This is a genomic window from Salinivibrio siamensis (assembly GCF_001996005.1).
In the GTDB taxonomy this organism is placed as follows: Bacteria; Pseudomonadota; Gammaproteobacteria; order Enterobacterales; family Vibrionaceae; genus Salinivibrio; species Salinivibrio siamensis.
The window spans coordinates 37,407-54,475 of record NZ_MUFB01000012.1; the positions used below are offsets into that span (position 1 = coordinate 37,407).

The 17,069-nt window shown below is 51.5% G+C and carries 13 protein-coding genes and 1 riboswitch; of the genes, 3 read left to right on the plus strand and 10 right to left on the minus strand.

Going from position 1 to position 17,069, the window contains the following annotated elements:
- Window positions 1–22 precede the first annotated feature (22 nt).
- Window positions 23–811, plus strand: a complete 789-nt coding sequence (locus BZG73_RS07970) for an alpha/beta fold hydrolase (RefSeq protein ID WP_077668043.1) — start codon at window positions 23–25, stop codon at window positions 809–811.
- A 99-nt stretch (window positions 812–910) separates the two neighbouring features.
- On the opposite strand, the gene BZG73_RS07975 is transcribed toward BZG73_RS07970, so the two are convergent.
- Window positions 911–1,813, minus strand: a complete 903-nt coding sequence (locus BZG73_RS07975; protein ID WP_077668044.1) for a homocysteine S-methyltransferase family protein — start codon at window positions 1,811–1,813, stop codon at window positions 911–913.
- A gap of 80 nt (window positions 1,814–1,893) precedes the next feature.
- A complete protein-coding gene (locus BZG73_RS16260) occupies window positions 1,894–2,994 on the minus strand; it encodes a methyl-accepting chemotaxis protein (protein WP_052708112.1) in 1,101 nt (366 codons plus the stop codon).
- Window positions 2,995–3,168: 174 nt separating this feature from the next.
- Here BZG73_RS16260 and BZG73_RS07985 point away from each other — a divergent pair, with 174 nt between their 5' ends.
- Window positions 3,169–4,194, plus strand: a complete 1,026-nt coding sequence (locus tag BZG73_RS07985; protein ID WP_046075602.1) for a potassium channel family protein — start codon at window positions 3,169–3,171, stop codon at window positions 4,192–4,194.
- A 115-nt stretch (window positions 4,195–4,309) separates the two neighbouring features.
- Here the strand turns inward: BZG73_RS07985 and thiD are convergent, their stop codons facing one another.
- From thiD to BZG73_RS08010, 5 genes are all read right to left on the minus strand, one after another.
- Entirely contained in the window at window positions 4,310–5,164 is an 855-nt protein-coding gene (gene thiD, locus BZG73_RS07990) for a bifunctional hydroxymethylpyrimidine kinase/phosphomethylpyrimidine kinase (RefSeq protein ID WP_077668046.1), read from the minus strand.
- A 61-nt stretch (window positions 5,165–5,225) separates the two neighbouring features.
- A riboswitch (TPP riboswitch) is annotated at window positions 5,226–5,326 on the minus strand.
- Window positions 5,327–5,380: 54 nt separating this feature from the next.
- Window positions 5,381–7,138: a putative bifunctional diguanylate cyclase/phosphodiesterase gene (locus tag BZG73_RS07995; RefSeq protein WP_077668047.1), complete on the minus strand. Its 1,758-nt coding sequence runs from the start codon at window positions 7,136–7,138 to the stop codon at window positions 5,381–5,383.
- Complete coding sequence (locus BZG73_RS08000) at window positions 7,135–9,024, minus strand: sensor histidine kinase (RefSeq protein WP_077668048.1); 1,890 nt, start codon at window positions 9,022–9,024, stop codon at window positions 7,135–7,137. Before BZG73_RS08000 ends, BZG73_RS07995 begins: the two co-directional genes overlap by 4 nt.
- Before the next feature lie 76 nt (window positions 9,025–9,100).
- Complete coding sequence (locus BZG73_RS08005) at window positions 9,101–9,364, minus strand: DUF3081 domain-containing protein (protein WP_046075599.1); 264 nt, start codon at window positions 9,362–9,364, stop codon at window positions 9,101–9,103.
- An 18-nt stretch (window positions 9,365–9,382) separates the two neighbouring features.
- Window positions 9,383–10,165 carry an HAD-IA family hydrolase gene (locus tag BZG73_RS08010; RefSeq protein ID WP_077668049.1) on the minus strand — a complete coding sequence of 261 codons (783 nt, stop codon included), beginning with the start codon at window positions 10,163–10,165 and terminating at the stop codon, window positions 9,383–9,385.
- Window positions 10,166–10,643: 478 nt separating this feature from the next.
- On the opposite strand from BZG73_RS08010, the gene BZG73_RS08015 reads away from it, so the two are divergent.
- Window positions 10,644–12,902: a bifunctional diguanylate cyclase/phosphodiesterase gene (locus tag BZG73_RS08015; RefSeq protein ID WP_158075282.1), complete on the plus strand. Its 2,259-nt coding sequence runs from the start codon at window positions 10,644–10,646 to the stop codon at window positions 12,900–12,902.
- Here the strand turns inward: BZG73_RS08015 and BZG73_RS08020 are convergent.
- The 3 genes from BZG73_RS08020 to BZG73_RS08030 all read right to left on the minus strand — a co-directional run bounded on the left by BZG73_RS08020 (window position 12,870) and on the right by BZG73_RS08030 (window position 16,789).
- Window positions 12,870–13,499 (minus strand): GNAT family N-acetyltransferase, encoded by a 630-nt coding sequence (locus BZG73_RS08020; RefSeq protein ID WP_077579449.1) that lies wholly within the window; start codon window positions 13,497–13,499, stop codon window positions 12,870–12,872. The two genes, BZG73_RS08015 and BZG73_RS08020, sit on opposite strands and share 33 nt — an antisense overlap.
- Before the next feature lie 159 nt (window positions 13,500–13,658).
- Complete coding sequence (locus tag BZG73_RS08025; protein WP_046075597.1) at window positions 13,659–14,531, minus strand: DMT family transporter; 873 nt, start codon at window positions 14,529–14,531, stop codon at window positions 13,659–13,661.
- Window positions 14,532–14,809: 278 nt separating this feature from the next.
- Window positions 14,810–16,789 (minus strand): replication initiator protein RctB domain-containing protein, encoded by a 1,980-nt coding sequence (locus tag BZG73_RS08030; protein WP_046075596.1) that lies wholly within the window; start codon window positions 16,787–16,789, stop codon window positions 14,810–14,812.
- Window positions 16,790–17,069: the final 280 nt, after the last annotated feature.

Here is a 17,069-nt window from a genome sequence, read left to right on the forward strand (position 1 = left end):
TGGATATGCAATCTGAACAGCCATGAATAAAGTCTTCGTATCGACCAACCATTCTCATTGTAGCTATCATATTTATCAGCCTAATCAATCCGACTATCCGCTTATCCTGTTGCATGGTACCAATAGTGATGGATTAGCGAGTTACGGCGCACTTCTCGATGCATTTGACCATCGTGAAATCATCGTTCCCGATTATGCGGGGTGTGGAGACTCCAGCTTACCCGAGCATGATCTGACAGTATCCTTTCTCGCCGATCAGGTGATCGCCATCATTAAAGAAAGAGGTAGCAAGAAGGTTGATCTCGTTGGCCACTCACTCGGGGCTACCGTCGCCGCTTACGTTGCCGCGCAGCACCCTGATTTTATTAACCGATTAGTGTTAAGTGCACCTTGGTGCCATGGTGATGACCCGCGCCATCAACTGGTGTTTAATACCTGGCAAACACTCGAGGAAACCGCGCCTCAACAAGCAACTGCGTTCGGACTGAGCCATGTATTGAGTCCAACATTTCTGGCTAATATGGATCCAGAACTGATAGCGCGTATATGCGCCACAAAAGGATTGACTGATACTTACCGAAGAATCGCACTCGGCAAAGACCTAGACATCCGCCAGCATTTATCGAAGATTCAAGCCCCAACGCTCGTATTAGCCATGGCTTTTGACACCTTGGTGCCGCCTTACCGAGCCCAAGAGGTACAATCAGCAATACCTAACAGTGAGTACGATGAAATACCGAGCGGTCACGCCGTTCAACTTGAAAGTCCTTATCCGTGGGTCAATCGCATTAACACATTTTTGCAAGATTAGACCAATGCGTGGAGGTCACTCTGCGATTGTACTTTCCCCCAGAGGTTACTCGTTCCCACGCTCCTGCGCGGGAACAAGTGAGCGGACTGTCGGTAACCCCTAATCCGCTAGCTGCGAGAACTTGATGATCTCGTGAGATTGCCCAAGGGTTTGTGCGAGGTGTTGGATATGGGCGGGGGTGATTTCGCAGCAGCCGCCGACGACGAGGGCACCGTCGGCAATCCATTGTTGCACGCGTTCGGTGTGGACTAAGGGGGAGAGATCTTCCCGCGCTTGCAGGGCATCGGCTTTGCTGCCTTTGGCCATGTCTTCTACCGATTTAAACGCGTTGGCATAGCCGCCCACAATGTCGGCCTGGGTCGCCATCTTTGGCATCGCCGTGGTAAGCACTTCTGGGTCGCAGCAATTGAGCATCACCGCTGTCGGTGCATATTCAGTGACCGCGTGCATGGCTTGTTCTAGCGACTCGCCAGAGCGGAGTGCGCCATTAGGCTCCAACCGAAACGCAACCCCAAACGGTTTACCTTGCTCACGGGCGGCGGCGCACGCTGCACGCGCTTCAAGGGTGTTGGTCATGGTTTCGATTAAAAACACATCCACGTGAGGTTGCAAGCGGGCGATGTGCGAAAATTCCGCTTTCATGTCTTCAAAGCTGCGTTGCGGCTGACCGAGATAACTGCCCACCAGCGGCGGCAAACAGCCGGCAATATCAACATCGGCGCTTGTCTCATCCACCGCTTGCTGCAGCGCTTCGAAGGCTTTTTGGTAAATAATGTCTATTTTATCGCTCAATCCCGCTTTGGCCAGACGCGTGGGGGTCGCTGGGTAGGTATTCAGGGTATGCGTTTTCGCACCGGCACGAATAAAGTCTTTGTGCACGTCTTTAACAATATTGGCATGTTTTAACATCACCGCGACCGACCAAAGCTTCGAGCTCACATCCGGCCCACGTTGATAAATTTCTTGTCCTAGGCCGCCATCGAGTAACGCTATCGATGTCATGGTAACTTCAGCCTCCTTCGGCCATTTATCCTTGGTTTAGTTTGAGGTTACCATGTGCTCATCGATTTAACACCCCGTTGTTACGCTACCTCTTCACTGCCTTCAATCGCGAGATGTTCAAGCTTATCAATCACCGCCATACTGGCGTTTTCCATCTCTTTTAATGCAGTGACCATTTGCTCGGGTTGCTGAGCATGAAACGCTGCCACCGCTGCTTTCGCGTGGGTATGCACTTGCTCGTGAGGCGCGGCAATGGCTTTAAACGTTTGCAACTGCGCGAAATATTGCTGGCCTTCACCCTGTTCATACCATTGGCCGAGACGGCATTGGGTGTGATCGGTGACATCGTCCGCGGTCATGCTGTCTTCACCCAGCACGACGCGGTATATCGCAAATTTAAAGCTAATATGGTCAAGTTTCGCCAGTTCACAAAAAGCACGCAGCGCAGAGGCTTTAATAGTGGTACGGCTATGCTGTGCTTGCTCACTCTGCGTGGCCATCGCATCGGCCACCTGTTGGCCTTGCTCGCTATATTCAATCGCGTCACTGGCAAGCTGATCGGTGAGTGTGCAAGCATGCCCACTCCCAGCGCGAATTTTTTCTACCAGCTGGGTGATATCTTGCGTGGCACTGGCGGTGCGTTCCGATAAGCTACGCACTTCATCGGCAACCACCGCAAACCCTCGACCCTGCTCACCGGCACGTGCCGCTTCAATCGCTGCGTTTAAGGCTAAGAGGTTGGTTTGATCGGCGACATCGCGAATCAACTTCACAATACCGCTCACCTCTTGGGCATGCTGGTCGAGCGCACGAATTGCTTCTGACGATTGCTGACATTGCGCGGATAAGGACTGCACGTGACGCGCAAGATCATTGACTTGCTCGGCACACGACGCCGCCTGATGGCTCACGTCCGTTACCCGTTCTTTTTCACCGTTGATGGTGTCTGCCAAGGTGGCCAGAGACGATTGCGTCGCATTGATTGAGTCACCGAAGTGGCATAAGTTGGCGTCGATGGCTTTTCCCGTTTGGCGTTTTTTCTCTACGGTGGCTAACTCTGCCTGCAATGCCTCTTTCTCTGCATTCAGCGCGTCGATGGTATGGTTGATCTGCTCAATTTTTTGCTGCAGAGCGACTTGTTTTTGCTGCTCTTGTTCAAGTTGACGACGAGATATAAACACGCTGACTCCCAATTAAGTAATTAAGCTTTTTATAATATTTTAACGCTTAATATTGGCGATGTATGATGAGCCAAGCGAAATGTGATCCATTTTGCGCCAATCGTTTGATTTACACTGTAAACCTATAAAAATTACCGCCATACTGACCCTTCTGCAGCAAATGAGCGAAACGCTATGACCTTTTGGTTGCTTTTTAAACGTTGGATTATCAGCCACTTCGCGCATTTAAACGGGCGTATTTTGGGGTTGGTGGTACTCGCCTATGGCGGGATTGGCTGGCTACTTTTACACGGCGCCGGTGAAACAGAGATGACCCAGTCACTCGGCCGCTATGTCTATTACTTGATGGTCACCGCGTCCACTGTCGGCTATGGCGATTATTCGCCCGCAACAGAAGCAGGACAGTGGATTACCGCCTTTTGGATTATTCCTGGTGGACTAGGGCTGTTCGCCGTTGTGATTGGGCATGTGACCAGTGCGTTGGTCGATTATTGGCGACGTGGATTACAAGGAAAACGGAGTCTAACAGTGAAAAATCATATTCTGGTGTTGGGCTGGAATGGTCAACGCACCATTCAGCTCATTCGTCTACTACAAAGCGGTGTGCATGGCGATCGTCCGATTGTGCTTTGCGTACGTCCCGAAATGGAAAATCCGCTCCCCGGCGAGGTGGAATTTGTACGCGTCACCAGCTTTACCGATGCAGAGGGGATTGCGCGTGCGGGGATTGATAGTGCTTCGAGCATTATTATCGACAACCCAGAAGACGATATCACCCTATCAGCGGCCCTGTTCTGCGCGCATAAAAATCCGTCAGCGCATCTGCTCGCCTACTTTCAAGACGACGCGCTGAGCCAAATACTCAAACAACACTATCCACACGCAGAATGTGTACCGTCTGTTTCCGTAGAAATGCTGGCGAAAGCCGCTGTTGATCCGGGTTCCAGCCAGTTGCATCACGAGTTGTTGAGTACCGCACAAGGGATGACACAGTATTGTGCGCGCTACCCGACTAACGCGAGCACGACGGATGTGGGTACCTTGTTCAATCAGTTAAAGCATGAATACGATACAACCTTAATTGGTATCGACAAAGGTGAGGGCATTACCCTTAACCCCAGCTTGCAAACCGAAGTCGCCCCCGGCGATCGCCTTTTCTATATTGCCGCTGAACGTTTACCGCATTGGTCGGCGGCGTGATTCGGGCACCATTTATCACACGCGACACTGGCTGTTAACCCTTCCGGAGCAGTCCGCCGCCGCCAAGATGGAGGCAGCGGACTGGCTTTACGTGCCCTATTCGCGAAAAAACGGTCTATTCGACCACCGAGGTTTCTTGTGCATCAGAATGACACGCTTCAACTGGGTAGGCGTAAAAATGATGCACAGGCCCCGCGCCTCTTCCCACCTTTAACTGCTGACTATGCGCTAAAGCCTCTGTCAAATACTGCTTAGCCGCCCGCCCTGCTTCAATGGGCGTCATTCCCTGCGCGTAATAAGAGGCCATCGCCGCAGACAGTGAACAGCCTGTGCCGTGTGTATTAACGGTTTCAACCCGACGGGCGCTCAGGGTTTGACAGGTATCTTGGCTAATCCACACATCCACGCTTTCAGGGGCGTGATGTAAATGGCCGCCTTTGAGCATCACATACGGGCACCCGAGCCGACGTAGGGCTGGAACTAACGCATGCATTTGCTCAATGGAGGTGGGAACAGGCTGACCGGTTAATCGCGCCGCCTCAGGCAGGTTGGGGGTGAGCACGGTTGCTCGCGGGATCAGCACTTCAATCAGCGCTGTCATGGCGTGTTCATCCAACAGAGGATCGCCGCTGGTGGCCACCATCACGGGATCTAAAATCACCGGTAAGTGAGGCGATCGCGCCAGCACGGCGGCCACTTCGCGAATAACCGCTTGGTTGGCAAGCATACCAATTTTCACCGCACGTACCGGCATATCGTACAAAACCGCCTCTAACTGGGCACGGACAAAACCAGGATCAACCGCCGAGACGGCCTCAACGCCACAGGTGTTTTGTGCGGTTAACGCGGTGATCACCGAGCACGCATAACCGCCGGTGGCTGAAATCGCTTTGATATCGGCTTGAATGCCAGCACCGCCACCGCTGTCTGAGCCGGCGATGGTAAGAATAACAGGTGGAGATAGGTTCATAATGGCCCCTTAATCATCAGGGGCGGAAGGAGACAAAGCGAGCCAGAATGCGCCACTTCGTGTGCTGAACGTGTCAGTTCCCTCCGCCAGTGCTAACTGGATCAGGTTCTACGGGTCCTGCTTTCGCAGTCTCAGCAATCACTTGCTCCCCGACTAACACGGTCAGAATATAAACCTTAATGATAAAGCGCAAGTCTGATGTTTCTGATGGCGCGTTTACACATTCTCGTAATGGTTAATGGTCGTATTGCCTTGTTGGGCGGTTTTAAGCAGTTGTTCGAATCCATCTTGGATAAGCGGCCGTGCATATAAAAACCCCTGCACTTGGTCGCAGCCAATTGTCTGTAGCACCTGCTGCTGGCTGACTTCTTCCACCCCTTCGGCAACCACGCCATGACCAAAGCCATGGGCTAACTCAATCACGCTACCCACCAAGTGTTTGTCACTGGCGTTGGTGGCCAAATCTTGAATAAAACTGCGGTCGAGTTTAACCCAGTCTACCGGCAGTTGCTTAAGGTAACTTAATGAGCTGTAACCGGTGCCAAAGTCATCCAACGCGATATGCATCCCGGCATCCCGCAGCTGTTGTAGCTCGCGCAATGCCACCGAGATTTGCTGAATCAGTGCCGATTCCGTGACTTCCAATTGAATAATCGCCGGCGGCGTGTTTGTCGCATGGCAGCGAGCCAGCACACTCTCGGCAAAACCATGCCGGAGTTGCTGGGCAGAGACATTGATTGACAGATGAAAGTGCTCATCAGTCAGGCCCTGTACGCGCCATTGCGCCACCGCCTCCAGTGCCATCGCCAGTACTTTATCGCCAAGTTGCATCATATCGGCGCTGCGCTCGGCAATGGGAATAAATTCGGCGGGACTTATCGCCCCTAGGGCTGGATGCTGCCAACGCAGTAGTGCTTCTGCGCCCACCAGCAGGCCCCCATCAAGCCGCCATTTAGGTTGATAGACCAAGGAGAGATGATTGCTTTGCAAGGCCGGGCCAAGCTCAGTACGGATCAAGTGCTCTCGCTGCGCTTTACTGTCTAGCTCGGGCTGATACTCACCGACAGCCTGATCATCGGTCGGAATAGCCAGGATCGCTTGGCGAAACAACTGCGGCACATCGGCGCTTTCCGAGTCAGCACGGCTGATCCCTATGTGGCAATGCAAGAACATCAGTCGCCCTTCGAGGGTATGATGACCACTGATGAGTCGGTGAATCCTCGCTGCTTTTTTCGCCGCCTCTTTACCGTCTCCCTCTATCAGCATCACCAGTCTCGAGCTGTCCCAAACCCCCACTCGATGCGAGCGCGCCACCGCACTGTTCGCCAGCAGCTCAGCAATGTGCTTATACAGGGCTTCGGTCATTAAATGCCCTTGATGCTGCGTCACCGCTTCCATCCCATCAAGCGCAATCATCAACACCGTCACCGGCCCTAGCATCAATTGTCGCTCCGCTGCATCCAATAAGGCTCGGCGATTGGGGAGACCTGTCAATGGGTGGGTAAGAGAAAGGGCGCGTAACGTGGCGGTTTGTTTGTTCACCAACATTTGCAAACGCGCAGCTTGGTCACGCTCTTTCAATGTTTTAAGCTGTAACTGCAGTAGGTTGTGAATACGCTGAAGCACTTCGTCATAATCAAACGGCTTGCTGATATAATCTATCGCCCCTCGGCATAGCGCTTGATTACGTAACCCCACATCATTATCCGCAGTGAGCACCATGACGGGTGGACAATGGTCCCCCAATGCTTGGTTCAGATCATCCAGCACCATGAGTCCCGAGCGCCGTGGCATGCGCATATCAAGCAAGATAAGATCGGGCACCGGCGACAAGTGGTCGTGCACAGCACAGGGGTCCGTTAGCCCAATCAGATGCACGTACCCCGCTTGGTCAAGCATCGCGGTGAGTAAGTCAATGTTTTCCGCGCGATCGTCAATGATCAAAATGGTCGCTTGTGATGGTGACTTTATCATTCCCTGTCCTCTAATAACGATTGAATAGCCGCGGCGAGCGCAGTTGACGATACGGGCTGCTGTAGTCGTATGTGTGGTGTGGCGACGCTGCAATGGGCTTGCCCTTCCGCCCCAAGGGTGATCAGCGGTTTATTCTCCACCAAGCACGTCCAATGTGCGGGCATTCGCGCTAAGTCATTACCATGGATGATAAAAAGTGATGGGGCGAGCCTATGTGTCATCGCTTCAGCCAACGAAAAATCGTGCGCATGGTGCAAGGTCAACAGCGGCCAGTCCTCAAAGCAATCAGAGACCAGCCGTTGCTGGTGACTGCCTTGGTCAATATAAAGCACACGGTGTGGCTGAGTGAGGCGTATATTCGCGTCAGAGGCTTCTGCAACCAGGGGCTCAGAGGAGTGTGGCTTCGCGCGATAAGGGAAGGTCACCGAAAAGGCACTGCCCTTGCCCTGTTGACTCGCAACCCTGATCTCACCTTGCATCTGAGTCACCAATTGATAGGTGACGGCCAGCCCAACCCCCGCGCCTTCTATCAAAGAGTCTTCTGCCACTAAACGGTTAAAGGGCTCGAAAAGGCCGTCGAGCTGGTCGTCGGCAATGCTAATGCCTGTATCATTCACCGTCATGGTCAGATTGCCGTGATGCGTGTGCGCATCCACCCAAACCCTGCCTTGTGGATGGTTATATTTCACTGCATTGCTGAGTAAGTTAATTAAGATTTGCTTAAACCGCGTTGGATCCACATAAAGCTCTCCCTCTTGCTCCGCAGGCAAACAATTTTGCAAGCTAACGTTCTGTCGCTCTGCCAGCGGAGATAAGGTTTGAATGGCATCATTGACCAATGCGCTAACAGGGTACCAGGTGAGATGAAGCACTGTTTGTCCGGCCTCTATTTTGGCCAGATCGAGCACGTCATTGATAAGTGCCAGCAAATGTCGCCCACTTTGGTGGATATGATCAACGTACTGGCGCTGATCATCGGCCAGCATCTGAGTGGGAGATTTGAGTAGTAGTTGCGCGTACCCCAACACACTGTTTAAAGGCGTACGTAGCTCGTGACTCATAGCGGATAGGAAGTCACTTTTTGCTTGGTTGGCGCGCTCGGCCTCTTGCATCGCTTGCAATAGCGGTGTGGCATCGTACGCCACCGTTACAATCGCGTAAGGCTCACCGGCAAGATGGTGGATCAGTGTTTTCGCCAACTTAAACGTCCGGCCGTCACGCAAAGTCACATCAATATGTACAGGCTCACCGTCGACCGTTAATTGGTGATCGAGTGCATTGAGGGTATCGCGCATGCCGTCAGGGAGCGCGCGACCAAATGCGTCGGCCAGTTGGCTCACATGGTCCGCTCCCACCGCTTGTAAACAGGCTCGGTTTGCCAACGCATATTGGCCACCTAATTCTCTAACAAATACCGGATTACCGATGGCATCGATGATGGTTTTTAGCCGATTTCGCTCGTGCTGAACAGTGGCTTGGGCATGCGTGAGTGCGCTTAAATCCGACATAATGCCGATAAACTCTCGTCGTTCATCGATCCACACTTCGCTCACCGCCAAATGGATTGGGATCAGGCGCCCATCACGGTGCCGCGCGCTCACACGCCGCCCTGTGCCAATAACATTAGGCTGACCGGTTGCAAGGTAGTTTTCTACGTATTGGCCGTGCTTGCCTCGATGCTCGGGAGGCATTAAACACGCCACATCCTGACCGATAAGCTGCTGTTGCTCGTAGCCAAGTAGCGTGTGCGTGAAAGGATTAGCATCAAGGATAATACCTTGGTCATCAATGACTAAAATGGCGGCGGCCGCACTGTCAACCAGCGCTTTGTAGTGAGCCTGCGAGCCGCCCGTGCGCCACCCATCCATGGTAGATTGATCCGTCATCGTGTTCCCGCCTCTAACAAAAACGCCCCAGCTATATTGGGGCGTCTACCACGGACCTAATGAGTTGATATCGCGATCATTTTTTGTAGTTTTTGACCAAAGCATCCACCTTTTTCAGGAACTGCTCTTTTAGGTTTTCGTGCTCATAGTCGAGATCATAGGTATTGTGGAACCCCACACGTAACTGTACGCCATTGCCCGCTAAATAAATGGTATAGCCGTCATAATCTGAGAAAGCGTCAATGCCATCTAGGCGGTGTCCATCTTCAATTTCTTCACCATACTCTGTCACTATCTCAAAGGCGCGTAGTAGGTGGGTCGGATCGAGTTCGTTTTTCACGCTTCCCTCCTGGCAGTGTTAGCGAAACTGTGCCCCACCTCCCGGTCGTGATCCACGACCATAAAGTGGGCCGGCCAATACCGGTGGCGTGGTCAACACATGCCCTGACACCTTAATCCGGCTTGGCTTACAAATAATATTGGGCAAGGTTGCCAATGTATCAAGGGTGGTGTCTGGTCCCGTTTTTTGGATCGCTGTACCATAATTATAGCCATAATCAACGCAGACGACAGGAGAGCCCGCCGCCCTTGCCGCATGAACATCATTCACCGCATCGCCAACCACCAGCAATTCTGATGGCGGAACCGCTAAAATCGCCGCCGACTCAAAAATACTATCGGGATCCGGCTTTCCGGCCGCGATCGCATCCGTTCCTAAGATACGGGTAAAAAAGTGGCTGACCCCAAGCGCTCTAAGAAGGCTGTTCGCATGCGCCGTTTGCATGTCCGTGGTACATATCATCGGGAACTGGCGCTGAGAGAGTCCTTCAAGGCAAGCAAGTACCCCTGGATAGAGTCGAGTTTTTGGCGGTTTTTTGCCTAAGTATGAGGACAGGAACAACGCACGGGCTTGATTCAACACTGTGGTAGAAACCCGTCCATCAATGTGTCGCGTGAGCACCCGATGGATCAATAAATCCGCACCATCACCAATCCAGTCTCGAATCGCACTGGGCTCTTCCTCTGGCAAATTAAACCCTCGCAACATGCCGAGGACAGCGTCATAAAGATCATCAAAAGGGTCTGCGATCGTGCCGTCTAAGTCAAAGCATATCGCAGAGATATTCTCCAATTTTTTCATGGAACGCCTCCACAATCAGTGTGTTATCGCCAGAAAGGAAAGGGAACGGTGGATCGGACTTGCTATCCAACGAGTCTTTGAAAGTTAGCAGAGAACGAGAACGCGTCCTACCAAAACCGCAGGCAGAATGTATCGAATCACCGAGACAAAATTGTATAACTGACCGATTGCGCCCAAACTTCAGAGGCGAATCAAGCCCCTAACCATACCGTGATCAATTTCACATTTACATATCTTCGCACTCACCGATACCGACCTTAACCCTGTATAAAAAACCGTCACATTTTTGACGATTGTTTTGATCGGCTGACTGCGTCCTGCGATCGAAAACCATCGCTTTGTCACAAAAATGAAACCTAAATAGGCACAGATTGTCATCGATGCACTCTACCCTGTCTCTCTCGATAGTGAGACTCGATGTATTCTTTATATGCGGTATTTTTCCTCACAGCCTCTATGGCGTTACCTAACGGTTATTATGATTGCGCTGATCGCAGGTTGGTCAGTCTATACCTTGGAAAACCAGCGTCAGCAAAGCCGATTTTCTACCGATGTTGAAAAGCAGCGTCACGCACTCAGTAAAGCGTTTTCTCAGCTCTATGAGCTACAACTATCGGCGCAGCTTTATCTGCAACAAGAAGGCGGCCCAACGCGTGATAAATTCCATGCCTTTATCGATAACCATACCCAAAAGCGCTCAGGGCTTGATAGCGTCATGTGGCTACCCCGGGTCAATCGCGCTGAGTTAAAACAGTTTGCCGCGCAACAAGGTCACTATCACCCCTTTCCGCCACTCAATAACCACGCCTGCCAGTGGGTGATGCGAGGTGATACGTTTCCCGCGCTTTACTTGTCCCCCAAAGCCGCAGCAGAGGGATATTTAGGTTGGCGCGCGGATGCGCAATGCGAGAATACCGTCACCATGGAGCGTGCTTATTTTAAGCGCCAACCGGTGGCAAGACTGATTCACGACGAGCAAGGACATGGGGTGCGTTGGTTCGCGGCCATTACTGCACGAGACGGCCAATTAGCCGGTTTTCTCTCCACCACACTTTATTTTGATACCTTTCTACCCACACTCTGGCAAGATGACACCCCCGCGCCCGATATGGGGCTAATCGCCCGCGAAGCCTTTGGCCACCAGCAAATGTTTACCACGCACTCAACGCAAGCATTGCAAAAATGGCGAAATACTCACTCACCCGATATCACTATTCCGATAGCCGGAAGCGAAGAAGGGTTAGTGGTCAGGTTCACCCATCTACGCGGCTTGCACACGGGGCTACTCTACGGGGTGCTGGTTGGACTATTGGTGCTGTCACTCGGCTTGTCGGTTCTGGCCAGTTTTTGGTCCTACGCCAACCGACTGTCATTGGCACAACACTTAGTCAACAAGCAGACCCGCCAGCTCACCCACCAAGCACAGCACGACAGTTTAACGGGGCTGGCAAACCGAGCGGCGCTCGACAATGCCTTGGAGGGCGCACTCCAGCAAGTGAGCACCCAGTACAGCGAGCATTTTACCTTGCTGTTTATCGATCTCGATCGGTTTAAAGTGGTTAACGACTCTCTCGGTCATGTGACGGGTGACAAGCTTCTTAAGCAGGTAGCCAAACGCCTGAACCAATCCGTCAGTGGCGAGCGCGTGTTTCGCTTTGGTGGCGACGAATTCATCATTTTGCTTAAAGCCGACAGTTCACTGGCATTGGCACAAACTAAGGCCAAGCACCTACTTCAAGCGCTTAGCACACCTTACAAGGTGGACGAGCATATGATTAACCTGTCCGCCAGTATTGGCATTGCCTCGGTGAACAAAGCCAATGCGTCAGTAACGGATATTATTCAGCAGGCGGATATTGCCATGTATCACGCCAAGCAAACCCGTGATCGCCTCGCGATTTTCCAGCCGGCCATGCTTGCCAAAGTCCAGCAACGTTTTATTGTCGAACAAGACTTAAAAAAAGGGTTGGCACAGCAGCAGTTTCATCTGATGTTTCAACCTATTTTTGATGGCGAACAAGAAACACTCAGCCATGCAGAGGCACTGCTCCGGTGGCAGCATCCGACGCTAGGGCGGATCTCGCCCGCAGAGTTCATCCCAATCGCAGAAGAAACCGGTTATATTATTGAGCTTGGCGACTGGGTGCTCGAGCAAGTCGCCGACGTATTGGATAAATGGCACACCCGCTTCCCTGCCAATCAATGCCCTTCTATCACCGTGAATGTATCCGCCAAGCAGTGTCAGTCAGCCACCTTCGCCGATGACGTCGCCTCACTGATCGCCAGGCACCAATTTGCGCCTCAGTGTCTGGGGTTAGAAATGACGGAGACAGCCTTACTTGAGCACTCAGAAACGGTGGGGAGGAACTTGCGTCAGCTTCACGCACTAGGAATAAAACTGTACCTCGATGACTTTGGCACCGGGTATTCATCCCTCTCGCTGCTGCGCCAATATCCGTTTAGCGTGATTAAGATGGATCGCAGTTTTATTATGGATATCGATCAGCCTAACGGTAAAGCGGCGCCCCTGTGTCGAGGAATGATTGCCATGGCACATGCCGTCGGTTTAACCGTAGTAGCAGAAGGCGTCGAGACGAAACAGCAGCTATGCTGGCTTCGCCAACACCAATGTGACTACTTGCAAGGGTATGTGCTCTCTCGCCCGATTGAACGGACAGCACTTGAAGATTGGTTACTGCCGCAATCAAACCAGCGAATGGTCTTGGTGCATGGTTGAGGCGACAGCGGCCAGGGTGTTGGCGGACGAGGGACCGTTTTGACGCACTGGCGCAGCTTGCTGCAACCACTCATCGCGCAATACCCCATAACGAAGTGAGTCATAGTACTCACCTTGATAATAACGGACGGCGCGTAAGCGCCCCTCTTCGCGCATCCCTAGTGCTTTAGCACAGCGCATCATCCCCGTGTTCCCCGACCAAGTGGTCAAGCCGATTCGGTTGACTTGATGGCGAATAAATAATTGGTCAATCCACTGCGTCAGAGCACGTCGGCCGATACCTTTGCCCCAGTGGACAGGATCGAAAATAGTGATCCCCACTTCCAACCAACGCGTGCGCTTGTCTTCCCAATACAGGGTGACATAACCCACAGGCTTATTGTCCACACAAATCACCTGCGCCGTGTCACCCACGATGAAACGACGAAAAAGACCAAAACGAAACGACCAAAACGACACCGGATCTATCGGTGTATACGGCGCATCATACTGCTTCCAAGCACGGGAATAATATATATTACGCCAAAAGTAGCGCGCTTCGTTGCGCTGCGCAGGCCGAATGGTGACGACGCAACATTCAGATACATCCACATCCATGTAAGATTATTGCTCTCTCTTTACCAAATGATGGGCGACGACGCTGTCCGCTCGGCGCGACCGCTTGTCGGTATGACCCACAAGGGTACCCAGTCTAACTCAATTAACCACCACATTGGCGACCTCCGTCAAAGAACCCACTTAATTGAGTGTAGACGGTTACTGACAGGACGGCTGCCTTGATTGCTGTGATATGGCAACGCCCAGCATCACAAGCCCTCCACCGAGGATGTGATACTGAGTCAGTATTTCTCCCAGTACCGCCACTGCAATAGCCGCTGTCATCACGGGTAAAAGGTTCATGTACATCGCCGTTCGACTCGCCCCATTGAGCGCGATAGCGTTTAGCCAAATCGCAGGCGCAAGCACGGAAGCGCCTAAGGCGGCAAACCCCACTAGCGGATAGGCGTCAGCGGGGATGGCAGGACTGGGCGCCATCCACAGAACGGGCAACAACATCACCACCGCAAATACAGCTTGTACATACACAGACACCCAATTGGACAGCGCCATCGACCAACGTTTAAGTAAAACGCAATACAGCGCATACGAGGACGCACATACCAGCATTAGCCCGTCTCCCACCGACGCGCCTGCGTGAAAAAGAGAAAGCGGTTTGCCCAGCGTTAGCATATACACCAAGCCAGCGAAGGATAACACGGCCCCGAGGATCGCACGCATCGTCAACGGCTGTGACAGCACAGGCACACTGATCAACAAGCTCAACATGGGCACCAACGACATAATCAGCGCCATATTGGTCGCCGTCGTGGTTTGCGCAGCAAAATAGGCAACGGATTGGTTAGTGACCATGCCTAACAGCGCTAGAATGGCAAGACGTGGTGCATAGCAACGCACCGCACGTCGTTGGCGCCATAATGTCGGTAAACAAAACGGCGTTAATACCAAAATGGCAAAAAACCACCGATAGAATGCCATCGCACCCGGTGCAATCACAGTGACAGACATCTTGTTTACAATCGTGTTGACCGACCAAATGAGCACCGCCGCCAATGGCAAGAGAAATGGCATCATGGCCTCGCAAAGCCCAATATAGCGTGGAAGAAAGTAGGCAGTTTACACTGTAAAATGCAGAATAAAACCAATAGCTGACGTGACCCCACGACAAAGAGGGGAAACGCATCATCGTTGGCAAGGAAGAAAAAAGCGGGCAAAGCCCGCTCGGCAAGTGATTAGCCAAATGGTGCCATCAAGGCACCCAATAGGACAAAGGTATCTATCAGTGAGTAGTTTACGCCGCTCATCAAAGGTTGTGTCATTACCACGTCAACAACCTGCAAAATCGGTCACTACCCTCCCATCGCTATATCATCCAAGGCCTTGAGCACTTGCCCATCGAGATGGCCCTCAAACACGCGCTGACAGACTTTTCTTCGCACGGCTAACCCAGATATCAACTTTTCAATAGAAAGATGTCTATCGAGCTGTTGTTGATTGTAAAACTCAATCGTACGGCTGAGCGTTTCATAGGAGACGACCTGATCACCGACCCGCAACCAATCCAGTTTTTCGAGATAACCCTGACATTCTTCGGTAATCACGGAGGAAGGATGGCCTGTCATCGCCGACAGCGCGGTAATGCTCCGTTGCAACGCCTCCTCAGACGTATACTTTGAGAGCACAATGGTCAGCTCATCCGCATTAATCTCAACCAAGTGCTTGCGTTGTTTCACACGACGCCCTAACCGGCCACTGCTCTTCTCTTTGCGCTGGATCGGTTCAAACTCGCCATCAATGATCCCGGAAAGCTGATCAAGGTCTTGGCTAGGAAGGATCTCATTTCTCAGCGGATTGGGCATAGTGGGAGCCAACGAGCGCTTGCCCTCATTATACATTTTGGCACGAGAGTAGCGGATCACTTCGTCGACGTTGCACTTTATATCCATGCGATAGTCAGGATATTTTTTCTCTTCATCTTCGCGCGTTAACGTTAAGTGATATCCCCACAAGTTCACCGCAAAGACAGACTCTGTCACCTTACCTTCAGCCAGCTTTCTGAGCTCCCGGGTTAAATCACTGGAAAAACGGCGCCATTCGATATTACGGGCCATTTTTTGGTTCAGCTCGCTAAGTAGCATGGTATCTTCGAGTCGACGCGACATACGGCTTCTGAAGAGCGAATAGAGTTGAAACACCAAGGTATGCTGACGCAATATTTCTGGTGGAAATAAAAAGAAGTAATCACGCGTCATCAATTCTTCAAAGAACGAGGGCTCCCATACCAAGATATAAAGGTTGGGCTTGATCCTGACCTCACCGTCTTCACCCTCTTTGGGTGCTTCCTCGGAAGCGGTAATGGTTCTGGCTAAGAACCGGAATCGGTCACTTTTGAACCCTTCTGGCATGTTTTCACTCAGCCAACGACCTGTTAGTTCATGAAGCTGAAAGTCAGTAAACTCGATTCTATCAATGCTCTCGCGGATGGCATCACGCGCAGGACCACTGTCTTTTTTACCCCGTAACTGCAGGATATCAGTGATATAGATCGGTGTTTTGTTGCCTATAGATTGGGTCTGTAACTCGTAATTGGGTAAATGATGATCATGATACTGCACCGTGAGGGTGAACAGGGCGAACAGTGTCATCAGATCATCAACCGTCATGATCGACTTGGCCGATCGCGTTTCAATGATCGCCTTAGTGCCGCTGATCGCCACCATCGACTTCTGATAACCCTTTTTGGTTCGCGGTGGAGCAAGCGCTTGATCAATGATCCCAGCCCAACTGGTCGGTGAGACCAAAATCTGATCTTTTTCACCAGGCATCATCGGAGGGGTGCCTAGTCCATGTTCACTGAGCAATTGTCGATTAACTTGCGTTTGCGCTAACGCTTTCGACCGTTTTTGCTTGACGGCATCGCGACTTTTTTCTGTCATCAAGCCTGCACTGCCGAGTGATGAAATCAATCGGCTGGGATTAACAAACTGATGCAGCATGGTTTTGCCTGCGAGTCCTTCTTCAAACCGCACGGGTTGCTGAATGAACAGTCCTAACTGGACAGCGGCACGGAGTCGTTGTTGGATGGCTGCGCGAGTGAGTTGCCCGTCTGTTGCGTCAACCAATTCTGTGGTAGATACATACCCGTCTTGAGAGGCAAAACCGCGTACTGAAATTAAGTTCAGTAGCTCTAGAATACTTTTGGTTACCCCTTTAAAGTGCTCATACTGTGCAAGCCAATCAATCAACTGATCGTGTACGGCGAACAAATGCCCGTCTTTGTGGGAGCGAGGGGCTTTTATCAAGATTTTTTCGGGTTTACTGGCACTCATGTCAGCTTAAATCCTTTGTCACGGGCATACTCAACGCGCATTTTTTTAAAATTGAGGTGACGGAAACCGTAAATCGATCACTCTTCCAGGGAAAGACTAATAAAAAAAGACCCAAAAAGAAAGATCTTTTTTATTGCGCTTTTTAACTGATCTTTATGATTATTCTGATCTAATTTGATGATCTGATCTTATGATCCGAGTGGCTAGTTTGTTATAACACCATGATTTTTATGAATTATAATTTCATCCCTCTCGAAAGCATGATCATCAATGTCTTGGA